The 26,926-nt window shown below is 66.7% G+C and carries 24 protein-coding genes; 11 read left to right on the top strand and 13 right to left on the bottom strand.

Translation table 11 applies throughout. The annotated features are described in order from the left end of the window. Positions 1-36 precede the first annotated feature (36 nt). Positions 37-1,200: an AAA family ATPase gene (locus tag A9513_RS15605; protein WP_024765411.1), complete on the top strand. Its 1,164-nt coding sequence runs from the start codon at positions 37-39 to the stop codon at positions 1,198-1,200. Positions 1,201-1,313: 113 nt separating this feature from the next. Here A9513_RS15605 and A9513_RS15600 read toward each other — a convergent pair whose 3' ends face one another. Together A9513_RS15600 and A9513_RS15595 are read right to left on the bottom strand one after the other, a co-directional pair. Further along, positions 1,314-2,204: a bile acid:sodium symporter family protein gene (locus A9513_RS15600; RefSeq protein WP_065327604.1), complete on the bottom strand. Its 891-nt coding sequence runs from the start codon at positions 2,202-2,204 to the stop codon at positions 1,314-1,316. Positions 2,205-2,638: 434 nt separating this feature from the next. Continuing rightward, on the bottom strand, positions 2,639-3,400 hold the full coding sequence (locus A9513_RS15595) for an SDR family oxidoreductase (RefSeq protein ID WP_024765409.1): 762 nt from the start codon (positions 3,398-3,400) through the stop codon (positions 2,639-2,641). Positions 3,401-3,628: 228 nt separating this feature from the next. Between A9513_RS15595 and A9513_RS15590 the strand changes: the two genes are divergently transcribed. Then, positions 3,629-4,633 (top strand): NADP-dependent oxidoreductase, encoded by a 1,005-nt coding sequence (locus tag A9513_RS15590; RefSeq protein ID WP_065327603.1) that lies wholly within the window; start codon positions 3,629-3,631, stop codon positions 4,631-4,633. 190 nt (positions 4,634-4,823) lie between these two features. Next, a complete protein-coding gene (locus A9513_RS15585; protein ID WP_065327602.1) occupies positions 4,824-6,572 on the top strand; it encodes a SulP family inorganic anion transporter in 1,749 nt (582 codons plus the stop codon). On the opposite strand, the gene A9513_RS15580 is transcribed toward A9513_RS15585, so the two are convergent. Further along, positions 6,540-8,501, bottom strand: a complete 1,962-nt coding sequence (locus A9513_RS15580) for a methyl-accepting chemotaxis protein (protein WP_065327601.1) — start codon at positions 8,499-8,501, stop codon at positions 6,540-6,542. The two genes, A9513_RS15585 and A9513_RS15580, sit on opposite strands and share 33 nt — an antisense overlap. Before the next feature lie 274 nt (positions 8,502-8,775). On the opposite strand from A9513_RS15580, the gene A9513_RS15575 reads away from it, so the two are divergent. Continuing rightward, on the top strand, positions 8,776-9,150 hold the full coding sequence (locus tag A9513_RS15575; RefSeq protein WP_065327600.1) for a hypothetical protein: 375 nt from the start codon (positions 8,776-8,778) through the stop codon (positions 9,148-9,150). A 24-nt stretch (positions 9,151-9,174) separates the two neighbouring features. Here A9513_RS15575 and A9513_RS15570 read toward each other — a convergent pair whose 3' ends face one another. Beyond that, the gene (locus A9513_RS15570) at positions 9,175-9,783 is read right to left on the bottom strand and encodes a flavin reductase family protein (protein WP_065327599.1); all 609 of its coding nucleotides are present in this window, start codon (positions 9,781-9,783) and stop codon (positions 9,175-9,177) included. A gap of 64 nt (positions 9,784-9,847) precedes the next feature. Continuing rightward, positions 9,848-10,126 (bottom strand): hypothetical protein, encoded by a 279-nt coding sequence (locus A9513_RS15565; protein ID WP_024767322.1) that lies wholly within the window; start codon positions 10,124-10,126, stop codon positions 9,848-9,850. A 150-nt stretch (positions 10,127-10,276) separates the two neighbouring features. Here A9513_RS15565 and A9513_RS15560 point away from each other — a divergent pair, with 150 nt between their 5' ends. Next, positions 10,277-10,624: a GFA family protein gene (locus A9513_RS15560; protein WP_065327598.1), complete on the top strand. Its 348-nt coding sequence runs from the start codon at positions 10,277-10,279 to the stop codon at positions 10,622-10,624. A gap of 78 nt (positions 10,625-10,702) precedes the next feature. Here the strand turns inward: A9513_RS15560 and mnmH are convergent, their stop codons facing one another. Further along, the gene (gene mnmH / locus A9513_RS15555; RefSeq protein WP_024767320.1) at positions 10,703-11,803 is read right to left on the bottom strand and encodes a tRNA 2-selenouridine(34) synthase MnmH; all 1,101 of its coding nucleotides are present in this window, start codon (positions 11,801-11,803) and stop codon (positions 10,703-10,705) included. Next, on the bottom strand, positions 11,803-12,837 hold the full coding sequence (selD, locus tag A9513_RS15550; protein WP_065327597.1) for a selenide, water dikinase SelD: 1,035 nt from the start codon (positions 12,835-12,837) through the stop codon (positions 11,803-11,805). Before selD ends, mnmH begins: the two co-directional genes overlap by 1 nt. A 106-nt stretch (positions 12,838-12,943) precedes the next feature. Here selD and A9513_RS15545 point away from each other — a divergent pair, with 106 nt between their 5' ends. Then, complete coding sequence (locus A9513_RS15545) at positions 12,944-13,981, top strand: patatin-like phospholipase family protein (protein WP_065327596.1); 1,038 nt, start codon at positions 12,944-12,946, stop codon at positions 13,979-13,981. Beyond that, positions 13,978-14,328, top strand: coding sequence for a hypothetical protein (locus tag A9513_RS15540; protein WP_065327595.1), 351 nt, complete (start codon positions 13,978-13,980; stop codon positions 14,326-14,328). Before A9513_RS15545 ends, A9513_RS15540 begins: the two co-directional genes overlap by 4 nt. 473 nt (positions 14,329-14,801) lie before the next feature. Here the strand turns inward: A9513_RS15540 and A9513_RS15535 are convergent, their stop codons facing one another. From A9513_RS15535 to kdpF, 6 genes are all read right to left on the bottom strand, one after another. After that, the gene (locus A9513_RS15535) at positions 14,802-15,494 is read right to left on the bottom strand and encodes a response regulator (protein WP_065327626.1); all 693 of its coding nucleotides are present in this window, start codon (positions 15,492-15,494) and stop codon (positions 14,802-14,804) included. Between the two features lie 43 nt (positions 15,495-15,537). Continuing rightward, positions 15,538-18,195 carry a sensor histidine kinase KdpD gene (locus A9513_RS15530; RefSeq protein WP_065327594.1) on the bottom strand — a complete coding sequence of 886 codons (2,658 nt, stop codon included), beginning with the start codon at positions 18,193-18,195 and terminating at the stop codon, positions 15,538-15,540. Positions 18,196-18,465: 270 nt separating this feature from the next. Next, the gene (gene kdpC, locus A9513_RS15525) at positions 18,466-19,014 is read right to left on the bottom strand and encodes a potassium-transporting ATPase subunit KdpC (protein WP_024767301.1); all 549 of its coding nucleotides are present in this window, start codon (positions 19,012-19,014) and stop codon (positions 18,466-18,468) included. A 189-nt stretch (positions 19,015-19,203) separates the two neighbouring features. After that, entirely contained in the window at positions 19,204-21,264 is a 2,061-nt protein-coding gene (kdpB, locus tag A9513_RS15520) for a potassium-transporting ATPase subunit KdpB (RefSeq protein ID WP_065327593.1), read from the bottom strand. Positions 21,265-21,276: 12 nt separating this feature from the next. Continuing rightward, complete coding sequence (gene kdpA, locus A9513_RS15515; protein WP_065327592.1) at positions 21,277-22,971, bottom strand: potassium-transporting ATPase subunit KdpA; 1,695 nt, start codon at positions 22,969-22,971, stop codon at positions 21,277-21,279. Positions 22,972-22,979: 8 nt separating this feature from the next. Further along, positions 22,980-23,069, bottom strand: coding sequence for a K(+)-transporting ATPase subunit F (gene kdpF / locus A9513_RS15510; RefSeq protein ID WP_037007992.1), 90 nt, complete (start codon positions 23,067-23,069; stop codon positions 22,980-22,982). Between the two features lie 321 nt (positions 23,070-23,390). Here kdpF and A9513_RS15505 point away from each other — a divergent pair, with 321 nt between their 5' ends. The 4 genes from A9513_RS15505 (at position 23,391) to A9513_RS15490 (ending at position 26,899) form a co-directional block, all read left to right on the top strand. Beyond that, on the top strand, positions 23,391-24,146 hold the full coding sequence (locus tag A9513_RS15505; RefSeq protein ID WP_037018411.1) for a response regulator: 756 nt from the start codon (positions 23,391-23,393) through the stop codon (positions 24,144-24,146). Continuing rightward, the gene (locus A9513_RS15500) at positions 24,127-25,233 is read left to right on the top strand and encodes a cell wall metabolism sensor histidine kinase WalK (RefSeq protein WP_065327591.1); all 1,107 of its coding nucleotides are present in this window, start codon (positions 24,127-24,129) and stop codon (positions 25,231-25,233) included. The genes A9513_RS15505 and A9513_RS15500 overlap by 20 nt, the downstream gene beginning before the upstream one ends. 108 nt (positions 25,234-25,341) lie before the next feature. Beyond that, positions 25,342-26,124, top strand: a complete 783-nt coding sequence (xopAW, locus tag A9513_RS15495; protein ID WP_065327590.1) for an EF-hand domain-containing protein — start codon at positions 25,342-25,344, stop codon at positions 26,122-26,124. Positions 26,125-26,251: 127 nt separating this feature from the next. Beyond that, on the top strand, positions 26,252-26,899 hold the full coding sequence (locus tag A9513_RS15490; protein ID WP_037016845.1) for a FadR/GntR family transcriptional regulator: 648 nt from the start codon (positions 26,252-26,254) through the stop codon (positions 26,897-26,899). The last annotated feature ends 27 nt before the right edge of the window (positions 26,900-26,926 follow it).

Below are 26,926 nucleotides of genomic sequence, written 5' to 3'. Positions count from 1 at the left end.
TAGCATGCGGGCGTTTGCCCGAACCGGATCGCCCGCATGCTGCACACCCTGGCCGTCGCCAATTACCGCTCGATCAACTCGCTGGTGCTGCCGCTGGGCCGGCTGAACCTGATCACCGGTGCCAACGGCAGCGGCAAGTCCAACCTCTACCGTGCCCTGCGCCTGCTCGCCGAGACCGCCCAGGGCGGCGTGGTGAATGCATTGGCGCGCGAAGGCGGGCTGGAATCCACCTTCTGGGCCGGCCCGGAAAACCACTCGCGGCGCATGCGCTCGGGCGAAGTGGAAGTCCAGGGCGGCCCGCGCAACGAAGTGAAGCGCCTGCGCCTGGGCTTCGCCGGTGAGGACTTCGGTTACGCCATCGCCCTCGGCCTGCCGCCCCCGCCGGTGGTCAGCGCCTTCGGCCTGGACCCGGAAATCAAGCACGAAAGCATCTGGGCCGGTCCCTGGTATCGCCCCGCCTCGCAACTGGTGGAACGCAACGGTCCGATGCTGCGTGCCCGCGAAGGCCGCAGCTGGCAGGTGCTGGAACAGCACATCCCGACCTTCGACAGCCTGTTCACCCAGATCGGCAGTGGCTCGGACTGCCCCGAAGCACTGCTGCTGCGCGAGCAGATTCGCGGCTGGCGCTTCTACGACCACTTCCGCACCGACGCCGACGCCCCCGCACGCCAGCCGCAACTGGGCACCCGCACGCCGGTGCTGCACCACGACGGCCGCGACCTGGCCGCCGCGCTGCAGACGATTCGGGAAATCGGCGATGCCAATGCCCTGGAAGCCGCCATCAGCGACGCCTTCCCAGGCGCCGAACTACAGATCGATTGCCAGCTTGGCGGGCGCTTCGCCGTCGCGCTGAAACAGCACGGGCTGCTGCGGCCCCTGAGCGCGGCGGAACTCTCCGACGGTACGTTACGCTACCTGCTGCTGGTGGCCGCCCTGCTCACTCCGCGGCCGCCGTCGCTGATGGTGCTCAACGAGCCGGAAACCAGCCTGCACCCGGACCTGCTGCCCGCGCTGGGACGGTTGATCATCGCGGCGTCGAAACACACCCAGGTCTGGGTCGTGTCCCACGCCAGCCGGCTGATCGCCACGCTGGAGGAACACCCCGAGTGCAATTGCCTGCACCTGGACAAGGAACTGGGCCAGACGCGCATCCGCGACCAGGGCATGTTCGATGCCCCGGCGTGGCATTGGGCGGATTGAGCTCGGAGTCAGGCAACGATATGGCGTAGGAGCGACGGGAAAACAATCGCGGATGGAGTCCGCTCCTGCGCTCACGAGAACAATGGACACCCGATGGCGGGTGCGGTAGCGGATCAGGCAGGCGCCTGCGCCGCGGCTGTCTTGCCCACTCCACGGCTGACCCACCAGCCGAACAGACCAGCGGTGAAGAACATCAGCACGCCGTAGATCGCCGCCGGAATCGCCATGGTGCTGTTGTTCAGCAGCATCGGGCTGAGCGCCAGGGCAATGGCCAGGGTGCCGTTGTGGATGCCGATCTCCATGCCGATGGCGATGGACTGCGGCTTGGACAATTTGAGCAGGCGTGGCACCCAGTAGCCCACGGCGAGGCTCAGCAGGTTGAAGCTCAGGGCGGCCGCGCCAACGATGGGGGCGTAGGTCAGGAAGGTCTGCCAGTCCTTGGTCACGGCCACGCCGATGATCACCGCCAGCAGCAGCGCCGAGAGGATCTTCACCGGCTTCTGCAGCGCCGCCGCCACGCTCGGCAGCAGGCGCCGCACGATCATGCCGATGGCGACCGGTCCCAGGACGATGACGAACACCTGCAGCACCTTGCCGAATTGCAGCGGGATGGTCTGGCCATCGTTCATGAAATAGAGCAGAGACATGTTGACGATCAGCGGCATGGTGAGGATGGCGATCACCGAGTTCACCGCGGTCAGCGTGATGTTCAGCGCCACGTCACCGTGGGCCAGGTGGCTGTAGAGGTTCGCGGTGGTGCCGCCGGGCGATGCGGCGAGCAGCATCATGCCCACCGCCAGTGCGGCTTCGAGGGCAAAGCCGACGGTAATGAGGAAGCACGCCAGGGGCAGCAGGATGATCTGGCAGACCAGGCCAATGAGCACCGGCTTGGGATAGCGCACCACGCGGGCGAAGTCGGCGACGGTCAGGGACAGGCCGAGGCCCAGCATGATGATGCCCAGGGCGATGGGCATGAAGAGCGTCAGCAAGGGATCGTTGGTCATTGTCATTATTCTCCAACTGGGGTGGGCCGATTGTTTCGGCCTCTTGGGCGCTTGTAACTGGCCTTGCAGGCCAAAACCACTTCATCCTGTAACAGAATGCAAAGTCTTGTTGCGCACGGGTCGGGATCGTCGGCGGGTACGCTTTTTGTAGGAGCGCGCTTGCTCGCGAACCGCCCAGCGCCGAATCGGCTGGTAAATGCGCTCCTACAGGTGATTCATGAAGTAATAGGACTGGGAACACCCTCTCCCTGAAGGGAGAGGGATTCGTCCTCCGCCACATTCAGTTCGTCGCTCACCTGACACCGTTTCGGTTACATGAAACGGGGGACGAGCCGGCTAAACGGGCGTGTCACCCGCATGCCGAACAGCCCCTCTCCCTTCAGGGAGAGGGTTGGGGAGAGGGAACACTCGAACGCACCGCTCCCCCGAGACGATCAGATCGCCGTGGCCCCGCCATCCACCGGCAGCGCAATGCCCGTGGTGAAGCCGGCGTGGTCGCTGCACAGGTACAGCACCGCACTGGCGATTTCCTCGACGCGCCCCACACGCCCCACCGGATGCATGGCAGCGGCGAACTCGGCCTTCTTCGGGTCGGCCTCGTAGGCACGGCGGAACATGTCGGTGTCGATCACCGCCGGGCAGACGGCGTTGACGCGGATTTTCTTCTTCGCGTACTCGATGGCGGCGGACTTGGTCAGGCCGATCACCGCATGCTTGGAGGCAGCGTAGATGCTCATCTTCGGCGCGGCGCCCAGGCCAGCGACCGAGGCAGTGTTGACGATGGCGCCGCCGCCCTGCTCCAGCATCACCGGGATCTGGTGCTTCATGCACAGCCAGACACCCTTGACGTTGACGCCCATGATGGCGTCGAACTCGCTCTCCTCGCCGTCGGCCAGCTTGCCCTTCTCGATCTCGATGCCGGCATTGTTGAAGGCGTAGTCCAGGCGGCCGTATGCGGCCACGGTGCCTTCCACCAGCGCCTTGACCTCGGCGTCGCGGGTCACGTCGCAACGGATGAAGGTGGCCTCGCCACCGGCGGCGCGGATCAGCTCGACGGTAGCTTCGCCGCCCTTGGCGTCGACGTCGGAAACCACGACCTTCACACCCTGCTGGGCAAAGGCCTGGGCGGTGGCGCGGCCGATACCGTTACCGGCGCCAGTGACCAGGGCAACCTGGCCGGAAAGCAGCTGACTCATGAGCGAACCTCGAAGCGGTTTGGGAGATAACCGTCGCAGTCTAGCCAGCGCTCCAGCGGCGCGAAGCACTATCAGGCGGGGCGACGTTCCTGCATCCATGGCAATGATGATTCCTGCAAATCCGGATCACTGGAACCGATGGGTGAACATTCCTCCGGCGGACGAAACTTGCCCCGGCGCAGCAGGCGGACTATCACCTAGGCTTTCCCCCTGACTGAGTCCACTGCCATGTCTGCCCAGATCAACCGCCAGTTCCAGCTCGCCCAGCGCCCGGTCGGTGCCGCCACCCGCGACACCTTCACCTATGTGGAAACCCCGATCGGCGAACCCGGCCCGGGGCAGATTCTGGTGAAGAACCAGTACCTGTCGCTGGACCCGGCCATGCGCGGCTGGATGAACGACGCCAAGTCCTATATTGCCCCGGTGGCCATCGGCGACGTGATGCGTGCCCTCGGCGTGGGCACGGTGATCGCCTCGCAGCATCCGGACTTCAAGGTCGGCGACGAGGTGAACGGCGCCCTCGGCGTGCAGGATTACTTCCTCGGCGAGCCGAAGGGTTTCTACAAGGTCGACAGCCAGCGCGCGCCCCTGCCGCTCTACCTGTCGGCACTGGGCATGACCGGCATGACCGCCTACTTCGGCTTCCTCGACGTCGGCCTGCCCCAGGCCGGTGATACCGTGGTCGTCTCCGGCGCCGCCGGCGCGGTGGGCAGCGTGGTCGGGCAGATCGCCAAGATCAAGGGTTGCCGCGTGGTGGGCATCGCCGGCGGCACCGACAAGTGCCGCTATCTGGTGGATGAGCTGGGCTTCGACGGCGCCATCGACTACAAGGCCGAGGACGTCAATGCCGGCCTCAAGCGCGAATGTCCCAAGGGCGTGAACGTGTTCTTCGACAACGTCGGCGGCGACATCCTCGACGCCGTGCTGGCCCGCCTGGCGCCCAAGGCGCGGGTGGTGATCTGTGGCGCGATCAGCCAGTACAACAACAAGGAAGCCGTGCGCGGCCCGGCCAACTACCTCTCCCTGCTGGTCAACCGCGCGCGCATGGAAGGCATGGTGGTGATGGATTACGCCCACCGCTTCCAGGAAGGTTTCAAGGACATGGCGACCTGGATCGGCGAAGGCAAGCTGAAATCGAAGGAAGACATCGTCGAAGGCCTGGAAACCTTCCCCGAGACCCTGGCCAAGCTGTTCAGCGGCGAGAACTTCGGCAAGCTGGTGCTCAAGGTCTGATCCGCCCCTCAGCCCCAAAGCCCCTCTCTCCCGCTAGCGGGAGAGAGTTGGGGTGAGGGGTAAACCCAGCACTGAAGTTGCCGTGAGTTGCTGGGATGGCTATGCGCCCTCTATCTCAATGATTTCCGACAAGCTCTGAGGCGCCTTTCCAGCTAGGATTTCCCTTGGCCGATTCCAAGGAAGACCCCCGATGTCCCTCGCCCGCTGGCTGCCCGGTCTGGACAGCCTGCTGCACTACCGCTCCGACTGGCTGCTGCGCGATATCCAGGCCGGCCTGTCGGTGGCTGCGGTGCAGATTCCTACTGCCATTGCGTACTCGCAGATCATCGGCTTTCCACCGCAGGTCGGGCTCTACGCCTGCATCCTGCCGATGCTGATCTACGCCATCGTCGGCAGCTCGCGGCAATTGATGGTCGGCCCGGATGCCGCCACCGCCGCCATGGTCGCGGCGGCCATCACGCCGCTGGCGGCAGGCAACCCGGAGCGGCTGCTGCAACTGTCGATGATAGTCGCGGTGCTGGTGGGCGCGCTGTCCATCGCCGCCGGTTTCGCGCGTGCGGGCTTCGTCGCCAGCTTCCTGTCGCGGCCGACGCTGGTGGGTTACCTCAACGGTATCGGCCTGAGCCTGATCGCCGGTCAGCTCGGCAAGATCCTCGGCTACCACAGCGAGACCAGCGGTTTCGTCCGCGGCCTGATCGCGCTGGTGCGCAATCTCGCCGATACGCACCTGCCGACGCTGGCGCTGGGCGTCGGCACCCTGGCACTGATGATCCTGTTACCACGTCGCTACCCGAAGATTCCCGGCGCGCTGGTCGGCGTGTTATTCGCCTCGGTCATCGCCGCCCTGTTCGGCCTGGACCAGTACGGCATCAAGCTGCTGGGCGAGGTGCCGCAAGGCCTGCCCCACCTGACCTGGCCGAAGACCAGCGTCGAGGAGGCCGGCAGCCTGTTCCGCGATGCCATGGGCATCACCATCGTCAGCTTCTGCAGCGCGATGCTCACCGCGCGCAGCTTCGCCGCCCGCCACGGCTACGCCATCGACGCCAACCACGAGTTCATGGCGCTGGGCATGGCCAACATCGGCGCGGGGATTTCCCAGGGCTTCGTCATCAGCGGCGCCGACTCGCGTACCGCGGTGAACGACATGGTCGGCGGCAAGAGCCAGATGGTCGGCGTGGTCGCCGCCCTGGTGATCGGCCTGGTCCTGCTGCTGTTCAGCAAGCCGCTGGGCTGGGTGCCGATGCCGGCGCTGGGCGCGGTGCTGCTGATGGCCGGCTGGGGCCTGATCGACTTCCGCGCACTGCGCGGTTTCTGGGCGCTGAGCCGGTTCGAGTTCGGCCTGTGCGTGCTGACCACGGTCGGCGTGCTCAGCGTCGGCGTGCTGCCGGGCATCTTCGTCGCCATCATGCTGGCCCTGCTGCGCCTGCTCTATCTCACCTACCGCCCGCACGACGCGGTAATGGGCTGGGTGCATGGCATCGACGGCCAGGTGGAAATCGAGCAATACCCCAACGCGCGCACCTTGCCGGGGCTGGTGATCTACCGCTTCGACGCGCCGATCCTGTTCTTCAATGCCGACTACTTCAAGCAACGCATCCTCGAGGTGGTGGCCCAGACGCCGAACGCCCGCGCCGTGCTGCTCAACGCCGAAGGCATCCTCAACCTGGACATCAGCGGCCTGACCACGCTACGCGAAGTGCAGCAGACCCTGGAGGCCCGGGGCGTTTACCTGTCGCTGGCGCGGGTCACCGGCGAAACGCTGGCCCTGCTCAAACGCTCGCAACTGCTGGGCGAGGTCAAGCCGCCGCTGGTGTTCAGCTCCGTGCGTGCGGGTGTCAACGCCTACCGGCGCTGGCACCAGCAGCGCAAGCGCGAGCAGGAGGCGGCCGAACGTGCCGCAGCGGCGTCACAGCCGGAACTGCCCCACCAGCCCCTGTAGCTCGCGACTGAGCTGCGCCAGCTCGACGCTGGACGATGCGGTGGACTCCATGGCCTGCGCCGATTCGTCGGCGATGCCACGGATGCTGGTGACGCTGCGGCTGATCTCCTCGGCGACCGCGCTCTGCTGTTCGGAAGCGGCGGCGATCTGCTGGTTCATCTGGTGGATCACCGCCACCGCCGAGGCGATGTTGCCCAGCGCGGCCTCGGTCTGTACCGCGTCGCCCACGGTCATCTCCACCAGCGCGTGACTGCGCTGCATGCGCTGGACCGACGTGGTCGCGCCGCTCTGCAGGGCGGCGATCAACGTCTCGATTTCGGCGGTGGACTGCTGGGTGCGCCGCGCCAGCGCCCGCACTTCGTCGGCCACCACGGCAAAGCCCCGGCCCTGCTCGCCGGCCCGCGCCGCCTCGATGGCAGCATTGAGCGCCAGCAGGTTGGTCTGCTCGGCGACGTTCTTGATCACCACCAGCACGCTGCCGATGCTCTGGCTCTCGCGGCCGAGCTGCTCGATGCTTTCGGTGGCCGCGCGCACGGCGTCGGCCAGTTGCTCGATACGGCCAAGGGTCTGGCGTACCACATCCTGCCCGCTGGCGACCTTGCCATCGGCCTGTTCGGCGGAACTGGCGGCTTCCTCGGCGTTGCGCGCGACATCATGCACGGTGGCCGCCATCTGGTTCATCGCCGTGGCGACCTGATCGGTCTCGGCCTTCTGCGAGTTCACCCCGTGCTGGGTGCGCTCGGTGACGCTGGAAAGCGCCTGCGCCGACGCGGTGATCTGCCCCACGCCATCGCTGAGGCGGCTGACAATGCCGCGCAGGCTGTCGGCCATGCTGCCCACCGCGCCCATCAATTGGCCGACTTCGTCCTTGCGCCGCACTTCGACACTCACACTCAGATCGCCCTCGGCGATGCGGCTGGCCATGCCGATCACCTGGCGCAGCGGCCGCACGATCATCCAGGTGATCAGCAGCGAAGCCAGTGCGCCCACCAGCAGCGCCAGCGCCGCCGAAGAGACGATCAGCAGCGTATTGGTGCGTAGCTGCGTCTGCATGGCCGCCCGCTGCGCCGCATAGGCGTCATCGACCTGCTGCATGACCTGGGCCGCGCGGTCGTTCATCTGCGCGTGGACCTGTTTTTCCTGCTCGAGGCTGGCGGTGTATTCGTCGAGCTTCTCGACGAAGGCGTTGATGTTGGTGATCACGTCCTTGAGCACCGAGACGTAGGTCGGGTCGGTGATGGCCTCCTGCAGCTTGGCGGACAGTTCCAGCGCCTCGGCGGCGGACTTGATGCGCCCACCCTCGGCCTTCTCGCCGCTCTCGCCGCCGACCGCCATGCGCGAGCGCGCCTCGTTCAGGCCCTGCAGCACCAGACGGTAGAGCTGGCTGACCTGGGCGGCCTGCTGCAGCAACTCCTCACCCTTCTGGCCCTGGGATTCCTTGAGTTCGTAGGCGCCGTCATCGGCCAGGCTGGATTGCAGGATGTCCAGGCTGTTGGACGCACCGTTCACCGACCAGGTGGCGGCGTCCAGCGACAGCCGCCGGCTTTTGCTGGACTTTTCGAACTTCTCGAATGCCGCCAGGTAATCGGCGATGCCCTGCTCCACCCGGGCCATGGCTGCCGCCTGGTCCGGCCGGGCCTTGAGCCGCGCCACCGCCTCGCCGAGATTGCCGGCGTGCTCGCGCAGGCGCTTGGCGGAAGCATCGCTGGCATCGATGACGAAATCCTTCTCACTCTGGCGCATCTCCAGCAGTTCGCGGTTGATGGTCGACATGTCGCCGAGCAGGTCGAAGCGCTGGGAAATGGCGCGCAACGACGTCACGCCGATGACCGCCACCAGCGCCGTGAGCAACAGCACCAGGCCGAAGCCGATGGCCAGTTTCTTCGCCGTGCCCATGTCGGCCAGACGACGCTGCACGAAGGCAACCATGGCTACTCCCCCCATCCGCAATGGCGTTGCAGGAAATCCTCGTAGGTCTCCTGCTCGTTATCGGTGCTTGTGGGCGGAACATTAGGAGCGCTGCCCATCGACTGGATAGAGGGCGCGACGGTGATGGCACGGTGATGCTGCGCAGGGATACGTGGAGGTCGTATCCAGAACACTGAACAGGACTTTCCTGGCACGGATACGGAAATCGCCGACAGCGACCTGCCTGCCCGACCATTCAGATTCCGACACCTGCCCTTCCACTCCAGGTGCGCGGATGAACGCCTTCTATCAACTGGTCCTGCAGCGCCCGCTGACAGGATTCGCCGACCAACTCTTCCTGCCGGAGCTGTACCGCGAGCAACGCCGCCTCGACCCCCTGCTGCTGACGCGCGGGCATCTGCCGATTCGGCATTTCGTCTGCCCGCAGACCTACGACGAGAGCAAGGGCGAATGGCTGGACTGCTGGTTCGAGGCGCAGGCCGGCTGGCGCCTGGTACGGGTCGTCGTCAGCCTGGTTCACGGCAGTATGCTGGAATTCACCCACCGCGACGCATTGCTCTCGGAACTCTTCGCCCTCGGCGAGCGGCTGGACGAGGCGCGCCTCGGCGACATCCGCTGGCAACTCGGCCTGGAGCTGGAATTTGCCTGACGTCGCAGCGCCAGGCGCGCAGCCCTACTTCGGACGAATCATGCTGAAGGTGTCACGGGTGTAGCTGTACTGGGTGCCGCCCAGACGGCCCACCAGGTCCAGCCGCGCCGGGTCGATGTGGCGTTCGTCCTGCATCACCGCATCGTCGATATGCGCCAGTAGCACTCGGGCGAAGATCAGCATGCTCGAGGGGTTTTCCGCCGGGTAGGGCATGATTTCCGCCAACTGGCATTCGAAGGCCACCGGCGCGCCCACGACGCGGGGTGGAGCAACACGCTCGCTGGGCACGGTGGCGATGCTGGCGTGCTCGATCTCGCTGACGCCGTGGGGCAGCCAGGCGGCGGTAGCGTTCATGGCTTCGGCCTGCGCGGCGCTGACCAGGTGGATCACCAGCTCGCCGGTCTCGCGCACGTTGCGCAAGGTGTCCTTGACGCTGCCGTCGTCGCGCACGCTGGTGTTGACCAGCAGGGTCGGCGGCGAATCGCTGATGACCTGGAAGAAGCTGAACGGCGCGAGGTTGCTTTGTCCCTCTTTCGACAGCGTGGAGACCCAGGCGATGGGCCGCGGCGTGACGGTGGAAGCCAGCCAGCGATAGGCCTCGGCCTTGGGCAGTTGGGTGAAGTCGAGTTGCATGGGCAGATCCGGACAAATCGGTGGGAAGACGCGGACCGCGCCAGGCGGCCCGGCGGTGCGCGGCTCAGCGGCCGGCGCGGGATTCCTTGATGTAGAAACGCGCGCGGCTGGCCTTGTCGGAGCAACCGGTGTACGCCTCGACCTGCTGCTGGGTCTTGGCGGCGGTCAGCAGGCCCAGGGCCTTGGAGTAGCTGACTGTGCCGGCGAAGCCTTCGGCTTTGGCCAGGTCCAGTTCGTGCCAGGCGGCATCCAGTTGCGAGGCGCAACTGTCGCGGTTGACGGTCTTGCCCGAGCAGCCAGCGACGGCCAGCGCCAGGGCGATGATCAGGGGAATGCGCGGCATGACGGAACTCCTGGGAATATTCGCGGTGAATCCAGCTTAGAACGCGGCGCGGGGGCCTGCCGGATGGCGCCGCAGTATGCCATCGGACGGATGGCGTTCAAGCGACTACTACACTGACTGCCCACGGGATATCCCGACAGGAGAAGGATCATGGTGCATCAGGGCAGTTGCCATTGCGGGCAGATCGCGTTCGAAGTGGAAGGGGATGTCGGTGAGGTCGTGTCATGCAACTGCTCGATCTGCCGGCGCAAGGGCTCGCTGCTCTGGTTCGTGTCGCGCGGCAAGCTGAAGCTGACGACTCCTGAGAGTGCGATGAGCACCTATACGTTCAACACCCATCGCATCGAGCATCGCTTCTGCCCCACCTGCGGCTGCGCACCGCTGGCCTACGCCAGCGCGCCGGACGGCACGCCGATGGCGGCGATCAATGTGCGCTGCCTGCCGGGAGTGGAGCTCGCCGGGCTGACGGTGAAGGAATACGACGGCAAGAGCCGGTGAACAGACCAATGCCCCGCTGCGGCCTTGAAATCATCGCGGACGGAGTCCGCGATCAGCCAGCCGCTGCAGAAGATTCGATCAACGCTCCGCGCGGAACCGCAGGTATTCCACCACCTCGTCCTGGGTGCCGCGGAACTCCACGCGCTCGCCCTTGCTTTCGCGCTGGAAGGCGTACATCGGGTCGTAGTATTCGCCCAGCAGTCCCTCGATCCAGCCCCGGTGCAGGTCCACCGCGCCCGTCACCTTCTGCTCGTCCAGCGCTGCGTCCATGATCGCCGCCAGGCGCTGGTAGCGCTCGCCGCCCAGCCGCTTGACGATGCCCGACAGGCTCTTGCGCAGGTAAGCCGCGAAGGAGTCGAAGCCCCCCTCCTCGCCCACCACCTGGACATGGTCGGCGCACAGATTCACCACGTAGTCCTTGAGGATGCGCTCCACGCGCTGCTCGAAGCTGTCCTCCAGCCACACCAGCGGGTAGTGCTGCATGCCCTGGTACAGCTCCAGCGGCACCGAACAGCTGCCAACGATGCGGCCCTCATCCTCCAGCACGAACTGCTCCATGCCGGCGTGGCGCTTCTTCAGGATGTCGATGGCCAGGCGGTTCTCGAAATCGATCTGCGCGGGCTGCGGCGTGGCGCGGCGGCCGAAGGCGGAGCCGCGGTGGTTGGCGTGGCCTTCAAGGTCCAGGCTGTTGGCCAGTTGGGCGATGACCTCGGTCTTGCCGGTGCCGGTCAAGCCGCCCACCAGCACGAACTGGCATTCCTCGGTGGCCGCACGAGTGGTATCGAAGAGGAATCCACGCATCGCCTTGTAGCCGCCGACAACCCGCGGGTAATCGATGCCAGCCTCGGTCTTCAGCCACTGCTGGGTGATCTGCGACCGCAGGCCACCGCGGAAGCAGTACAGGTAACCTTCGGGGTTGGCCTTGGCGAAATTCGCCCAGGCTTCGATCCGCTCGGCCTTGATCTGGCCGCAGACCAGTTCGTGGCCCAGGGCAATGGCCGCCTGTTGGCCATGTTGCTTGTAGCTGGTGCCGACCTTCTGCCGCTCGATGTCGTTCATCAGCGGCAGGTTGATCACATTGGGGAAGGCGCCCTTGCCGAATTCGACGGGGGCACGCACGTCCATCATCTTCACATCGCCGAGGAACAGCTCGCGGTAGTGGCGGGTGTTGTCGCGCATCACTCCACCTCGACCGCGTGGCGCTGTCGGCCAACCAGTTCGCCGATGGGCGCCAGGTCCATGCCCAGTTCCTTCGCCGTGGCGAGGAATTGCGCTTCTCCCTCCGGCTCCACTGCCACCAGCAGGCCGCCGCTGGTCTGCGGGTCGCACAGCAGCAGCTTGTGCAGCTCGGACAACGGCGCGATGCGCTCGCCGTAGCTGTCGAAGTTGCGCAGGGTGCCGCCGGGCACGCAGCCGGCTTCCAGGTAATGCTCGACGCTGGCCAGGCGCGGCACGGCGTCGTAGCGCACGCGAGCGGTCAGCCCGCTACCGTCGGCCATTTCCACCAGGTGGCCGAGCAGGCCGAAGCCGGTGACGTCGGTCATCGCCTTCACGCCGTCGAGCTTGCCGAAGCGCGCGCCGGGTTTGTTCAGGGTGCACATCCAGTCGCGGGCGACGCCCACGTCTTCGGCGCGCAGCCTGGCCTTCTTCTCGGCGGTGGTGAGGATGCCGATGCCCAGCGGCTTGGTCAGGTACAACTTGCAGCCGGCGGTGGCGGTGTCGTTGCGCTTCATGAAGCGCTTCTCCACCAGCCCGGTGACGGCCAGGCCGAAGATCGGCTCGGGCGCGTCGATGGAATGCCCGCCGGCCAGCGGGATACCGGCTTCGTCGCAGACCTTGCGGCCACCGGCGATCACTTCACGGGCGATTTCCGGCGCCAGCACGTTCACCGGCCAGCCGAGAATGGCGATCGCCATCAGCGGGTCCCCCCCCATGGCGTAGATGTCGCTGATCGCGTTGGTGGCGGCGATGCGACCGAAATCGAAGGGATCGTCGACGATCGGCATGAAGAAGTCGGTGGTGGACACCACGCCGCGTTCGGCGTCGATAGCATAAACCGCAGCGTCATCGCGCGAGGCATTGCCGACCCACAGCTTCGGGTCGAGGTTCTGCGCGCCGCTGCCGGCGAGGATCACCTCCAGCACCTTGGGGGAAATCTTGCAGCCGCAACCGGCACCATGGCTGTACTGGGTCAGGCGGATCGGTTCGCTCATCGGGAGGCTCCGGCAGGGAAACAAACGCCGATTCTAGCAAAGCCCGGCTTGGCTCGACCGGTGTGCCCGGCGTATCGTCAGGCAGTTCGTAACGCGGAGTTGCCCTATGTCAAAACAGATTGCGCTGGTGCTTGGCTCCGGCGGAGCCCGAGGTTATGCGCACATTGGCGTAATCGAGGAGATCGAGCGGCGTGGCTATGAAGTGGTGTGCATCGCCGGCTGCTCCATGGGCGCGGTGATCGGCGGCATCTACGCCGCCGGCAAACTGGGCGAATACCGCGACTGGGTGGAAAGCCTGGACTACCTCGACGTGCTGCGCCTGCTGGACGTCAGCTTCCGCCTCGGCGCCATCCGCGGCGAGCGGGTGTTCGGCAAGATTCACGAACTGCTCGGCGAGATCAATATCGAGGACTTGCCCATCCCCTACACGGCGGTCGCCACCGACCTGACCAACCAGCAGGAAATCTGGTTCCAGGAAGGCTGCCTGCACCAGGCCATGCGCGCCTCGGCGGCGATTCCCAGCCTGTTCACCCCGGTCATGCAGGGCACCCGCATGCTGGTGGACGGCGGCCTGCTCAACCCGCTGCCGATCGTCCCGGTGGTCTCGACCCACGCCGACCTGATCGTCGCGGTCAACCTCAACGCCACCAACCAGCGCCAGTACTCACTGCCGGTGATCGAGCGCCCCGCCGCCCTGAAAGGCCGCTTCGATGCGGTGCTCTCCGGGCTGTCCAACAAGCTGAGCTTCTTCCGTAAAGGGGAGTCCGAGCCGCCACCCGAGCTGATCGCCGACGCCCTGCTCCACCCGGTCCCGGCCGCCGCCGAGGAGCCCGCCGAGCCGGAAATGCAGCAACCCGCCGCCGCCCCGCAGGCCAAGGGCTCGCCACGCTCCGCGACCGGCAGCCACGTGATCGACAGCAGCAGCCCGGCCTCCTTGCTGGAACTGGTGAACCAGAGCTTCGAGGTGATGCAGACGTCGCTGGCGCAGTACAAGATCGCCGGCTACCCGCCGGATATCCTGATCAACGTGCCCAAGCGCGTGTGCCGCTTCTTCGAGTTCTACAAGGCCCCGGAACTCATCGCCCTCGGCCGGCAGATCGCCAGCGATACGCTGGATAGGTATGAGGCGGAGAATCCCCTATGACATGGGCACCGTTATCTGAATTCGAACTTTGGAATCTGATCAATGAGGCGGAAAGTACAATGCGGCCGTCTCTGTACCGACTATGGGAGGCCATTCAGATTGCGCCCGAGAAGTGGCAACAAGTTCCCTATGGCCAACGGAGTGGCGGCTTCTGGGTGGTTGCTGTGATTGGACAGCAAGTGCTCTGGTACAACGACATAGAGCGCGGATTCAATATCTCTGTCTACCGCCAATTCGGTGTTATTGAAGAGTATTTCTGCAACCAAGACTCGCTGGTTGAGACGGTTCAATCGCTTCAGAATCTGCTCAGTGAGGGATACTCACTGGTTAGAGCAGGCCCACCATAGCCGATTTCGTAAGGCGGCCGAGTTAGGTGTTATGCAATTCGCGAGCAAGCTCGCTACGAAAAGCCACTCTGTTCTGGCTCTGGCTCTTGAAGATTTCCAGAGAAACATCCCCAAACTCCGAATCGCCCCGTTCAGGAGGCCTCGTTGAATTGGAGTTTCAGGGGTTGAGCGGCATGGATGTCGCGAGAGCTGCGATGGGCCAGGGACGGCCCTTCGTGGGGGGACGCCTAGTTCGTGCCCCTGAAATTGCGATTCAACGAGGGTATTTTTCGCCTAAGCGAACAACCGGATGATTGGGACAAGACCTTTGCCTACTTTGCGTGGGGCGGCCATCCGTCGTTTGGCAAAGTAGGTCGCCCGAGGGGGCGAAACAGGAAGTTCGCGCGCACTCCGGCGCGACGCGGGAAACAAAGGCGCGAGGCAGACACATCGCGGACGAAGTCCGCTCCTACGCGGGAACTTACGTCGCGCGATCAGGCCTCGCGCAAGCGGTAGCCAACACCGGCTTCAGTGACAATGAATCGCGGCGTCGCCGGATCATCGGCGAGCTTCTGCCGCAGATGCCCAACCACCACCCGCAGATAGTGCGTGTCCTCGGTATGCGTCGGCCCCCAGATATCCTTGAGCAGTTGCTGCTGGGTAACCACCCGCCCGACGTGCCGAGCGAGGGTCGAAAGCACCGAGTACTCCTTGCGCGTCAGCGAGACTTCGTCACCGTCGAGCAGCACACGGCGGTAGGAGAAATCCACGCTCAGCGGCCCGACCGCCACCACCGCTTCCTGCGCCTCGCCACTGCCGCCCTGACGCAGCAACACACGGATGCGCGCAAGAAACTCCTGGATGCCGAAGGGCTTGGTCACGTAGTCGTTGGCGCCGCTGTCCAGCGCCAGCACCTTCTCGCTTTCGCTGGCGCGCACCGACAGCACCAGTACCGGTACCTGCGACCACTCGCGCAGCTCACGCAGCACGTCCTGGCCGTCCTTGTCCGGCAGGCCAAGGTCGAGCACCACCAGGTCCGGTCGCCCCAGCGCGGCCTGGGCCAGACCCTCCTCGCCGCTACCGGCTTCCAGCACCTTGTAGCCGCCAGCGCTGAGGCTGATGCGGAGAAACTTGCGGATCTGCGGTTCGTCGTCGACGACCAGAATCGTGGCGGCGCTGGCGTTCATCGGGGTGTTGGGCTGGCTGGCGGAAGCGTTCAGCTTGAGCCTTTCAGACAGCAGCATCAAGCTCCTCCATATCCGGCTGCTGCTGCAGCGGCAGGTGCAGCACGAGGGTGGTGCCGCGCCCGTCGATGCCATCCTCGACGGTGATCCGCCCGCCGTGGGCACCGACCATGCCCTGGCAGATCGCCAGGCCCAGCCCGGTGCCCTGCCCGCCTCGGTCACCGCGGGCCGCGGTGTAGAACATGTCGAAGATCTTCTCCCGCTCCGCCGGCGGAATGCCCGGCCCTTCGTCGCTGACCGAGAAGCGCAACTCGTCCTCGATGGAATCCACTGCAACGCGCAAGCGGCCCTGTGGCGGCGAAAAGCGTGCGGCGTTTTCCAGCACGTTGACCAGCGCCTGCTCGATCAGCGCGGCGTGCACGTAGAGCAGCGGCAACTCCGGCGGCACGCGGGTTTCCACGCGGTACGGGGCAACCACGGCGCGCAGGCGGTTGAGCGCGCTGCCGACGATGTCGCCGGGCGATACCCAGTCGCGCGAGAGTTTCAGGCCGCCGTGGCCGAGGCGGGTCATGTCCAGCAGGTTCTGGATGTAGCGGTCCAGGCGTTCGGCCTCGTCGCGGGTGCTTTCCAGCAGTTCGCGGCGGTCCGGCGGCGGGATCGCGTCGCCCAATGCCAGCAGGCTGTCGATGGCGCCGCGCATGGAGGTCAGTGGCGTGCGCAGGTCATGGCTGACCGAGGCCAGCAGCGCGCTGCGCAGTTGTTCGGTTTCGCCGTGCAGGCGCGCGGCTTCCAGGTCTTCGGCCAGACGCGCACGGGCCAGGGCCTGCCCCAGCGGCTGGCCGAGGGCAGCGAGCAGACGGCGGCGCGAGCCTGGCAGCGGTTGGCCATCGCGCGGGCTGACACCCAGCAGAGCCAAAGGGCCATCCTCGCCGAACAGCGGCCACCACCACCAGCGCCCCCCCGGCAGCGTGCCGGTACCCAGCCCGGCGGGCTGGTCGTGTTGCCAGGCCCAGTCGGCGGCGGCGCGCTCCTGGTCGTCGAAAGGCCGGTTCAATCCTCCTTCGACTTTCCACTCGCGGTTGACCTGCCCGAGCAGGCAGATGTCCAGCCCATCCCAGCCACCCAGTTGTTGCGCGGCGGCGGCCATCACCGCCTGGCGGTCGGTGGCGGCGGTGAGCTTGCGCGACAGGTCGAGCAGTTGGCTGGTCTCTTCCTGCGTCTCACGCAACGCCTGCAATTGCCGGCGCTGGCGGGCGGCAAGGTTGCCGGTGAGGCCGGCCATGAGCAGGAAGAACAGCAGCGTCAGCACGTCTTCTTCGCGCTGGATGGAGAAGGAGAAATGCGGCGGGATGAACAGGAAGTCGTAAGCCAGGAACGACAGCACCGCGCAGGCCAGCGCCGGGCCGAGGCTGCTGCGCACCGCCACCAGCAGCACGGCGGCGAGGAACACCAGGGAGATGTTCGGCAGTTCCAGCACGCTGGCCACGCCCCAGGCCAGCGCGCTGGCACAGGCAGCGGCCAGCGCGGCGAGCAGGTAATTGCCCCAGGGCCAGGGCGTCTGCGCGCGAACCTTGGGTGGCGTGAGATCAGCCTCGCTGTCGAGCACGCTGATTTCCAGCCCGTCGCCCAGGCGCAGCAGGCGCGCCGCCAGGCCGCCGCCGAACAGCTGGCGATACCAGCGTTGTCGAGAACGGCCAACCAGCAACAGCGTGGCGCGACGCTCCTTGGCATGTTCGACCAGGGTTCGCGCGACTTCGCCACCGCGCAGTTCGACGACATCGCCGCCTAAGCGCTCAGCGAGTTGCTGGGCGCTCTGCAATTGCATGCGCGACTCTTCGCTGCGCGCCTCGCCGGTGTCGACATGCACCAGCGACCAGGGCAGGTGCCGGCGTTCGGCTACGCGACTGGCGTGGCGCACCAGGCGTTCGGCGTTGTGTTCGCCATCCACGCCGACCAGCAGGCGCCCACGCACGGCGGGCGCCTCGCCGCCCTGCTGGCGGTAGCGATGGGTAAGGTCGGCATCGACCCGCGCGGCGGCCGTCTGCATGGCCAGCTCGCGCAGCGCGGTCAGGTTGGTCTGGCTGAAGAAGGCATCGATGGCGGCGCGCGCCTGTTCGGGCACGTAGACCTTGCCCTCGCGCAAGCGCTCCAGCAGTTCGCGCGGCGGCAGGTCCACCAGCAACAGTTCGTAGGCTTCCTGCAGGACCCAATCGGGCACGGTTTCGCGCACCTGCACGCCGGTGATGTCGCGGACGTGGTCGTTGAGGCTTTCCAGGTGCTGGACGTTGACCGTGGTGTAGACGTCGATGCCGGCGGAGAGCAGCTCCTGGATGTCCTGCCAGCGCTTGGCGTGGCGGCTGCCGGGTGCATTGCTGTGGGCCAGTTCGTCCACCAGCGCCAGCGTGGGCGGGTCGGCGAGCAGGCCGTCGAGGTCCATTTCTTCGAGGGTGATGCCACGGTAGACGGAGCGCTTGAGCGCCTGCTGCGGCAGACCGGCGAGCAGTGCTTCGGTTTCGGCGCGGCCGTGGGTTTCGACGATGCCGACGCGCAGCTTGACGCCCTGGCGCAACTGGCTCTGGGCGGCCAGGAGCATGGCGTAGGTCTTGCCGACGCCCGGCGCGGCGCCAAGGAAAACCTTGAGGCGGCCACGGCCCATGGCAGGCAGGTCGGCCAGCAGGGCATCGGCGCGGTTGGGGTCGGTCATGTGGCTATCCTCGAAGTGCCTGATGGCGCTCGTTCATGTGTTGCTGGAGAAGGGGCCGAAACCTCTTTCCCACGGGAAGATACCGTCAGCCAGCGCCGCCTTCCTGCATAGCGTCGACGGCGCTCCTACCAGAACAACGCGCGCGTGCTTTTGTAGGGTGCATAACGCGCCAGCGTTACCCACCACGATCAGAGCCGGCGGATAACCTGTTCCAGGTTATTCGCCCTACGGTCCAACCCTGGCTGCACCCTGCTACACAGGCGCTGGAGTCTAGCGAGGCAGGCTGGCCAGGGCCATGTTCAGCGCCAGCACGTTGACCACGGCGGGGCCGATCAGCGGGCGCTCGGTGTTCGCCTCCACCAGCTTCTCCAGGCTCGCCGCCGGTACGCCGCGTTCCAGGGCGATGCGCGGCACCTGGTACAGCGCGGCGGCGGGCGGCAGCTGCGGGTCGAGGCCACTGCCGGAGGTGGTGACCAGCGCCAGCGGCACCGGCTGGCCGCCAATCTGCTGGGCGGCGGCATCCTTCGCGATGCGTTCGGCCAGCGCCGGGTTGCCGGGCGCAAGGTTGCTGGCGCTGCTGGAGACGGTGGCGAAATCACCGGCCGAGGGGCGCGAATGGAACCACTGGGCGCCGTCGAATTTCTGCGCGATCAGGGCCGAGCCGCGGACATTGCCCTGATCGTCGCGCACCAGGCTGCCATTGGCCTGGTCGTGGAAGGCCACCTGGGCGATGCCGGTGACGGCCAGCGGGTAGACAACACCGGTGATCGCGCTGAGCAGGACCAGCGAGGCGATGGCGGGGCGGAGTTGGTTGAGCATGTTGGTGTTCCTCTGTTGGGTCGGGAGCGAGAGGCTTCCCCTCACCCCAGCCCTCTCCCTAGGGAGAGGGGGTAATTCGGCGCCGGACCTTAACTGTAGGAGCGAGCTTGCTCGCGAACAGTCATCCGGCTGCTCCCGCGCTCGGGCGGTTCGCGAGCAAGCTCGCTCCTACGAAAAGCCGCTCAGCAGTCAGGCGAGGCCGATGGCGACGAGCAGCATGTCAATCACCTTGATCCCCACGAACGGCGCGACCAGCCCGCCCACGCCGTAGATCAGCAGGTTGCGCCGCAGCAGCTGCGAGGCGTCGCTGGCCTGCACACGCACGCCGCGCAGGGCCAGGGGGATCAGCGCGACGATGATCAGCGCGTTGAACACGATGGCCGAGAGGATGGCGCTCTGCGGGCTGGCCAGCTTCATCACGTTGAGCACGCCCAGCTGCGGGTAGATGCCGGCGAACAGCGCGGGAAGGATGGCGAAGTACTTGGCCACGTCGTTGGCCACCGAGAAGGTGGTCAGCGCGCCACGGGTCACCAGCAGTTCCTTGCCGACCTGCACCACGTCCAGCAGCTTGGTCGGGTCGCTGTCCAGATCCACCAGGTTGGCGGCCTCGCGGGCGGCCTGGGTGCCGTCGTTCATGGCCATGCCGACATCCGCCTGGGCCAGGGCCGGAGCGTCGTTGGCGCCGTCGCCGCACATGGCGACCATGCGCCCCTCGCCCTGCTCCTGGCGGATGCGCACCAGTTTCTTCTCCGGCGTGGCTTCGGCGATCACGTCGTCCACGCCGGCTTCGGCGGCGATGGCGGCGGCGGTCAGCGGGTTGTCGCCGGTCACCATCACGGTGCGGATGCCCAGGCGGCGCAGCTCGGCGAAGCGCTCGCGGATGCCCGGCTTGACCACGTCCTTGAGGTGAATGGTGCCCAGCAGCTTGCCGTCGGCTACTACCAGCAGCGGCGTGCCGCCGCTCTGGGCGATCCGTTCGATTTCCTTGGCCAGGCTTTCCGGCATCTGCGCGCGCTCCAGGCCAACGAAGGCCAGCGCGGCGTCGACGGCGCCCTTGCGGTAGATGTGGCCGTCCATGTCGATGCCCGACAGGCGCGTCTCGGCGCTGAAGGCGATCGGCGTCACGCGGCTGCGCTCCGGCTCCGGAAGGACGATCTGCGCGCGCAGGAACTCCACGATGGATTTGCCTTCCGGCGTATCGTCCGCCAGTGAGGCGAGGAACGCGCCCTCGGCCAGTTCCAGCGGCTGCACGCCGGGCGCGGTGTGCAGCGCGCTGCAGCGGCGGTTGCCGAAGGTGATGGTGCCGGTCTTGTCGAGCATCAGCACGTGCACATCCCCCGCCGCCTCCACGGCGCGGCCGGACTTGGCGATGACATTCAGGCGCACCAGTCGGTCCATGCCGGCGATGCCGATGGCCGAGAGCAGGCCGCCGATGGTGGTGGGGATCAGGGTCACCAGCAGCGCCACCAGGAACACCAGCGGCAGGTTGCCGCCGGCGAACAGGGCGAAGGGCTTAAGGGTCACGACCACCAGCAGGAAGATCAGCGTCAGGCCGATCAGCAGGATGTCCAGCGCCACTTCGTTGGGGGTCTTCTGGCGCTTGGCGCCCTCCACCAGCGCGATCATGCGGTCGAGGGTGGATTCACCGGGGTTGGCGGTGATCTTCACCAGCAGCCAGTCGGAGACCAGCCGGGTGTTGCCGGTGACGGCCGAACGGTCGCCGCCGGATTCGCGGATCACCGGCGCGGATTCGCCAGTGATAGCGGCCTCGTTGACCGCCGCCACGCCTTCGATCACCTCGCCGTCGCCGGGGATCAGCTCGCCGGCTTCGACGCGTACCACGTCGCCCTTGCGCAGGCTGCTGGCGGCGACTTTCTCGAACTTGCCGGTCACCGCCATGCGCATGGCCTGCAGGCCCTGGGTACCGGCCTTGAGGCTGTCGGCGCGGGCCTTGCCGCGGCCTTCGGCAAGGGCTTCGGCGAAGTTGGCGAAGAGCACGGTGAACCACAGCCACACGGCGATCTGCACGGCGACGAAGGTGGGCACCGCCTCGCCGCCGACCACACACAGCACGGTGGTCAGCACGGCGGTCAGGGCGACCACCAGCATCACCGGCGAGCGTTGCAGCTGGCGTGGGTCGAGCTTGATGAAGGCCTGCAGCAGTGCCGGCTTCCAGAGGGCGGACAGCGCGGTGGTCGGGCGTTTTTCAACGGCCTTTTTCATTGCGAGTTCCCGGGTATGTGCGTTCATTCAAGGAGCTCCTCAGAAACCAAGCGTCAGGTGGTCGGCCACCGGGCCCAGCACCAGCGTCGGCAGGAAGTTCAGGCCGCCGACCAGCAGGATGGTCGCGGTCAGCAGGCTGACGAACAGCAGGCCGTGGGTCGGGAAGCTGTTGGGGCCGACCGGCGTGGCCTTCTTCGCCGCCAGGCTGCCGGCGATCGCCAGCACCGGCAGGATGTAGCCGAAGCGGCCGATCAGCATGGCCAGGGCGATCATCAGGTTGTGGAACGGCGTGTTGGCGCCGAAGCCACCGAAGGCCGAGCCGTTGTTCGCGGTGCCCGAGGTATAGGCGTAGAGCAGTTGGCTGAAGCCGTGGGCGCCGGGGTTGCTCACCGAGGCGGCCGGGCCGGGCAGGCTGGCGGCGATGGCGCCGAGCACCAGCACGCCCACCGGCATCACCAGCAGGGTTGCCACCAGCAGGCGGACTTCGCGGGCTTCGAGCTTCTTGCCGAGGTATTCCGGGGTGCGGCCGACCATCAACCCGGCGAGGAACACGGCGATCAGGACGAACAGCAGCATGCCGTAGAGCCCCGCACCGACGCCGCCGAAGATCACTTCGCCGACCATCATGTTGAGCATCGCCACCATTCCGGACAGCGGATTCAGGCTGTCATGCATGGCGTTCACCGAGCCGTTGGAGGCCGCGGTGGTGGTCACAGCCCAGAGCACGCTGGCCGTGGTGCCGAAGCGGCTTTCCTTGCCTTCCAGCGGGGCGACCTGCTCCACCGGCAGCGCGCTGAGCGCCGGGTTGGGCTGGTACTCGGCCCACAGCGAGGCGCCCAGGCCGAGGGCGAACAGCACCAGCATGCAGCCGAGGATGGCGCGGCTCTGGCGCAGGTCCTTCACGTAGTGGCCGAAGGTGAACACCAGCGCGGCCGGGATCAGGATGATCGAGACGACTTCGAACAGGTTGCTCCAGATGGTCGGGTTCTCGAACGGGTGCGCCGAGTTCACGCCGAAGAAGCCACCGCCGTTGGTGCCCAATTGCTTGATGGCGATCTGGCTGGCCGCCGGGCCCAGCGGGATGGACTGGTCGGCGCCCTGCACGGTCAGCGCGTGGGCGTAGTCGAGGAAGGTCTGCGGCACGCCCTGCCAGACCAGCAGCAGCGCCAGCAGCAGGCACAGCGGGATCAGCCCGTAGAGGGTGGCGCGGGTCAGGTCGACCCAGAAGTTGCCGAGGTTGTTCGTCGACTTGCGCGAGATGCCGCGGGCCAGCGCCACCAGCACGGCCAGGCCGACGGCGGCGCTGACGAAATTCTGCACGGTCAGGCCGAGCATCTGGCTCAGGTAGCTCAGCGAAGCCTCACCGCTGTATGCCTGCCAGTTGGTATTGGTGACGAAACTCACCGCGGTATTGAACGCCAGCGTCCACTCCAGACCCGGCAGGTGCTGCGGGTTGAGCGGCAGGCCGCCCTGCAGCAGGAGGATGGCGAACAGCAACACCAGCCCTACCAGGTTGAAGACCAGCAGGGCCAGGGTGTAGCTCTTCCAGTCCTGTTCGTCGTCAGGGTGGATGCCGCACACGCGGTAAATGGCCCGCTCCACTGGCAGGAAGACCGGGCTGAGGAAGGTCCGCTGGCCCTCCATCACCCTGTAGTAGAAGCGCCCGAGGAACGGCGCTGGCACCAGCACCAACGCCAGGAAGGCAATGATCAGCAGCACGTCATGACTGTTCATGAACGCTCCTAGGAACGGTCGGCGCGCAGCAGCGCCACCAGCAGGTAGATGAACAGTCCCGTGGCCAGGACCAGTGACACAGCGTCGAGCACGCTCATGATCTATTTCTCCTCACGCGGGCGATTCCATCGCTTGCGCGGCTGTTTGCCGCTTGACGGAAATTCTCCGCAAGCAACGCGTAAAGGAGCGATTCCCGAGCGTGCCGGGCGGCATAAAGAAAGCGTAAAAAGCCGCTCTGGCGCGGCGATTGGCGCTTATGTATCCGGACCGATACACAGCCGACACGCTGACGACACCCGCGCACCGCAGCCTCGCCGACCATGGCCCGCGCACGCGCTGACGGGTTAGCATGCGTGCGTCGCATGCCCCTGGCGGCCCCTGGCCATCCTGCCCCACGTTCTCCCGCGACAGGTTTCTTCATGCACCCGACCACTTCCGACGATCCGCGCCGCTGGACCACCCGCGCCCTGCTGGTGGACGACGACCAGCCGATCCGCGAGCTGCTCTGCGGCTACCTCGCGCGCTTCAACATCGAGGCCCATGGCGTGGCCGACGGCGTCGAGATGCGCCGTGCGCTGGAAAACGAAAACTTCGATGTCGTGGTACTCGACCTGATGCTGCCCGGCGAAGACGGCCTGTCCCTGTGCCGCTACCTGCGCGCCGAGTCGGACATCCCGATCCTCATGCTCACCGCCCGCTGCGAGCCGGCGGACCGCATCATCGGCCTGGAACTGGGCGCCGACGACTACATGGCCAAGCCCTTCGAACCGCGCGAGCTGGTAGCGCGCATCCAGACCATCCTGCGCCGCGTGCGCGGCACCAGTCTCCCCAGCGAGGAAGGCACCCGCGGCGAACCGCGTGCCCAGGTGCGCTTCGACCAGTGGCGGCTGGACAGCGTGCTGCGCCAGCTGCATGCCCCGGATGGCCTGGTGGTGCCGCTGTCCAACGCCGAATTCCGCCTGCTCTGGGTGTTCCTCGAACGCCCGCGGCGGGTGCTCAACCGTGAACTGCTGCTGGACGCCGCCCGTGGCCGCGCCATCGAGGCCTTCGACCGCAGCATCGACCTGCTGGTCTCGCGCCTGCGGCAGAAGCTCGGCGACGATCCGCGCTCTCCCCGGCTGATCAAGACCGTGCGCGGCGAAGGGTACCTGTTCGATGTCCGCGACATCGCCTGAGTCCGCGCCCGTGCGCGCGAAGGAAAAACCCCTGGAGCGCGCCGACAGCCTGTTCGCCCGGCTGTTCGGCGTGTTCCTGTTGGCCATCGTGGTCGCGCACCTGCTGGCCTTCGCCTGGTTCCATCACTACGGGCCGCGTCACGAGCCACCGCCTCCGCCGCCAGCGGAGCACGGCTTCGAGCGCGGCCCGCCGCCCCCCGGCATGATGCCGCCGCCACCGCCCGGCCCGCGCCTGCCGTTCTGGAGCGTGCCGTTCGCCTTCCAGTTGCTGACCCTGATCCTCGCCGCCTACATCGGCGCGCGCCTGCTGGCCCGCCCGGTGCAGCATATGGGCGACGCTGCGCTGCGCCTCTCCGAAGACCTGGACAGCCCGCCCCTGCCGGAGACCGGCACGCGTGAAGCGCGCCAGGCCGCGCGCGCCTTCAACCGCATGCGCGAGCGCATTCGCGAACAGGTGCAGCAGCGCAGCCGCATGCTGGTGGCGGTTTCCCATGACCTGCGCACGCCGCTCTCGCGCCTGCGCCTGCGCGTCGAGGAAGTCGACAACCCGCAGTTGCGCACCCGCATCAGCCAGGACCTGGCCGAAATGATCGGCATGCTCGACTCCACCCTGCACTACCTGCAGCAGGAGCGCGCCAGCGAACCCCTGCAGTGGTTCGACGTGAAGGCGCTGGCCGACTCCCTCGCCGAGGACGCCTGCGAGCGCGGCTCCGATGTCGGCGTGGAAGGCTACTGCGCGCCGCTCAAGGTGCAGCCGATGGCACTGCGCTCCTGCCTGAACAACCTGCTGGACAATGCGCTGCGCTATGCCGGCGATGTCAGCATCGAGCTGCGTGACGGCACCCGCGAGCTGGAAATCCGCGTACGCGACCACGGCCCGGGCATTCCCGCGGAGCTGCGCGAGCAGGTGTTCGAGCCGTTCTTCCGCCTGGAAGGCTCACGCAACCGCAATTCCGGCGGCGTCGGCCTGGGCCTGGCCATCGCCCGCGATGCCGCGCGGCGCCAGGGCGGCGACCTGTTCTTCGAGGAAACCCCTGGCGGCGGCGCCACCGCCGTGCTGCGCCTGCCCAGAAGCGCGGCTGCGTAACGCCGTTGTAGCCGCCAGCAAACAAAGCGCACAAACCCGCGACACAGGCGCGCCCGAGGCTGTCATCACCGGAGAACCCTCCGGCTTGGCAACCATGGAGACTCTCCTATGATCAGCGGCGTGAGCAGCAGCTATGCGAGCTTCTACACCAGCTCGCTCGCCCGGACCCAGACCGCCAGCAGCACCGCCACACAGAGCGGTAGCACTGGCGCGTCCCAGGGCGCGGCGAAGTTCCAGGAAGACCTGTTCAAGTCCATCGACAGCGATGGCGACGGCAACATCAGCAAGGACGAACTGACCAGCGCGCTGTCGTCCGGCGACGACTCGGACAGCAGCGATATCGACATCGACGCCCTGCTCAGCGAGTTGGACAGCGATGCCAGCGGCGGCATCTCCCAGGACGAACTCTCCGCCGCCATGCCCCCGCCTCCCCCACCGCCGGGCGGCATGGGGGGAATGGCCGATGCGGGGGAGTCCGCCGACGACCTGATCAGCGCCCTGGACAGCGACGGCGACGGCAGCCTCATCAGCGACGAGCTTTCCGCTCTGGGCAGCAGCGACGACAGCGAGCGCCTGAGCGAACTGTTCAGCCAGCTCGACGCCGACGGCAACGGCTCCATCAGCAGCGACGAACTCGCCAGCGCACTGCAGGCGCAACGCAGCGACGGTCCGCCGCCACCGCCGCCTTCGGCCTCCAGTGGCTCGTCCAGCGATTCTTCCAGCGGTTCCTCGGACAGCTCGACGACCACCGCCTCCAGCAACTCCGCAAGCAGCGCCAACACCGGCGCTGCCTACCAGAAGCTGGTGGCCAACCTGCTCAAGCAATACCAGAGCAGCGAGGTCACCGCACTCCAGGCTACCAGCGGCAGCCTGGTGAACATCGCCGCCTGATCCGCGTCGTACCCACCGCCGGAGCCCCCCGCTCCGGCGGTATCACCCGATAGTCCCGCATTGCCAGCGACCCCGTGCCTGGCCTAGTCTTGGCCTCTTCAAATTCATCCGATGATTGGATGTTTCCATGCCAAGCCCTCTTCAAAAGCGCTCCCTGGTCGACATCGCCCTGGAGCAGATCCATCAGCGCATCGGCGACGGCACCTGGCCGCTGGGCCAGCGCCTGCCCCCCGAACCCGAACTGGCCGAAGCTCTCGGCATGAGCCGCAATACGGTTCGAGAGGCCGTGCGCGTGCTGACCTTCTCCGGTGTACTGGAAGTGCGCCAGGGCGATGGCACCTACGTGCGCGCCTGCGCCAACCCGCTGGACGCCATGCTGGTGCTCGCCCGCAGCTCGGTGGAGCAGGCGCTGGAGGCACGCGGCATCATCGAGGTGGAAGCCAGCCGACTGGCCGCCGAGCGCCGCAGCGAAACCGACCTCGCCGCGCTGCATGAGGCCCTCGAAGCTTCCGCCGTGCACCACGGCGGATCGCTGGACGAATACATCGCCCACGACCTGGCCTTCCACCAACGCGTGGTGGACAGCGCCCACAACCCGGTGCTCAGCGAGCTGTACCGCTACTTCTCCCAGGTCATCCGCGCCGGGCTGGAGCGCACCATCGGCGACCCGAGCCGGCCGCAGCCGAGCTTCGAGCTGCACCGCGAGCTGGTGGACGCCATTGCCCGTGGCGACGCCGAAGCCGCCGCGAAAGCGAACCGCGCGCTGCTGATCTGACTCCCATTTCCTATACCGAACGCTTTC

Source organism: Pseudomonas sp. AU12215 (genome assembly GCF_001675465.2).
Classification (GTDB): Bacteria; Pseudomonadota; Gammaproteobacteria; order Pseudomonadales; family Pseudomonadaceae; genus Pseudomonas; species Pseudomonas nitroreducens.
This window is presented reverse-complemented; position numbering and strand designations above follow the sequence as displayed.

Excerpts from the sequence above, each read along its gene's own strand:
- A9513_RS15575 (WP_065327600.1), top strand. The coding sequence starts at position 8,776 with ATGAACGCCTTCTATCAACTGGTCCTGCAGCGCCCGCTGACAGGATTC.
- xopAW (WP_065327590.1), top strand. The coding sequence starts at position 25,342 with ATGATCAGCGGCGTGAGCAGCAGCTATGCGAGCTTCTACACCAGCTCG.
- A9513_RS15605 (WP_024765411.1), top strand. The coding sequence starts at position 37 with ATGCTGCACACCCTGGCCGTCGCCAATTACCGCTCGATCAACTCGCTG.
- A9513_RS15490 (WP_037016845.1), top strand. The coding sequence starts at position 26,252 with ATGCCAAGCCCTCTTCAAAAGCGCTCCCTGGTCGACATCGCCCTGGAG.
- A9513_RS15540 (WP_065327595.1), top strand. The coding sequence starts at position 13,978 with ATGACATGGGCACCGTTATCTGAATTCGAACTTTGGAATCTGATCAAT.
- A9513_RS15600 (WP_065327604.1), bottom strand. The coding sequence starts at position 2,204 with ATGACCAACGATCCCTTGCTGACGCTCTTCATGCCCATCGCCCTGGGC.
- mnmH (WP_024767320.1), bottom strand. The coding sequence starts at position 11,803 with ATGCGCGACAACACCCGCCACTACCGCGAGCTGTTCCTCGGCGATGTG.
- A9513_RS15505 (WP_037018411.1), top strand. The coding sequence starts at position 23,391 with ATGCACCCGACCACTTCCGACGATCCGCGCCGCTGGACCACCCGCGCC.
- A9513_RS15595 (WP_024765409.1), bottom strand. The coding sequence starts at position 3,400 with ATGAGTCAGCTGCTTTCCGGCCAGGTTGCCCTGGTCACTGGCGCCGGT.
- A9513_RS15530 (WP_065327594.1), bottom strand. The coding sequence starts at position 18,195 with ATGACCGACCCCAACCGCGCCGATGCCCTGCTGGCCGACCTGCCTGCC.
- A9513_RS15560 (WP_065327598.1), top strand. The coding sequence starts at position 10,277 with ATGGTGCATCAGGGCAGTTGCCATTGCGGGCAGATCGCGTTCGAAGTG.
- A9513_RS15565 (WP_024767322.1), bottom strand. The coding sequence starts at position 10,126 with ATGCCGCGCATTCCCCTGATCATCGCCCTGGCGCTGGCCGTCGCTGGC.
- kdpF (WP_037007992.1), bottom strand. The coding sequence starts at position 23,069 with ATGAGCGTGCTCGACGCTGTGTCACTGGTCCTGGCCACGGGACTGTTC.
- A9513_RS15580 (WP_065327601.1), bottom strand. The coding sequence starts at position 8,501 with ATGGTTGCCTTCGTGCAGCGTCGTCTGGCCGACATGGGCACGGCGAAG.
- A9513_RS15535 (WP_065327626.1), bottom strand. The coding sequence starts at position 15,494 with ATGAACGCCAGCGCCGCCACGATTCTGGTCGTCGACGACGAACCGCAG.
- A9513_RS15500 (WP_065327591.1), top strand. The coding sequence starts at position 24,127 with ATGTCCGCGACATCGCCTGAGTCCGCGCCCGTGCGCGCGAAGGAAAAA.
- kdpB (WP_065327593.1), bottom strand. The coding sequence starts at position 21,264 with ATGAACGCACATACCCGGGAACTCGCAATGAAAAAGGCCGTTGAAAAA.
- A9513_RS15570 (WP_065327599.1), bottom strand. The coding sequence starts at position 9,783 with ATGCAACTCGACTTCACCCAACTGCCCAAGGCCGAGGCCTATCGCTGG.
- kdpC (WP_024767301.1), bottom strand. The coding sequence starts at position 19,014 with ATGCTCAACCAACTCCGCCCCGCCATCGCCTCGCTGGTCCTGCTCAGC.
- kdpA (WP_065327592.1), bottom strand. The coding sequence starts at position 22,971 with ATGAACAGTCATGACGTGCTGCTGATCATTGCCTTCCTGGCGTTGGTG.
- selD (WP_065327597.1), bottom strand. The coding sequence starts at position 12,837 with ATGAGCGAACCGATCCGCCTGACCCAGTACAGCCATGGTGCCGGTTGC.
- A9513_RS15545 (WP_065327596.1), top strand. The coding sequence starts at position 12,944 with ATGTCAAAACAGATTGCGCTGGTGCTTGGCTCCGGCGGAGCCCGAGGT.
- A9513_RS15585 (WP_065327602.1), top strand. The coding sequence starts at position 4,824 with ATGTCCCTCGCCCGCTGGCTGCCCGGTCTGGACAGCCTGCTGCACTAC.
- A9513_RS15590 (WP_065327603.1), top strand. The coding sequence starts at position 3,629 with ATGTCTGCCCAGATCAACCGCCAGTTCCAGCTCGCCCAGCGCCCGGTC.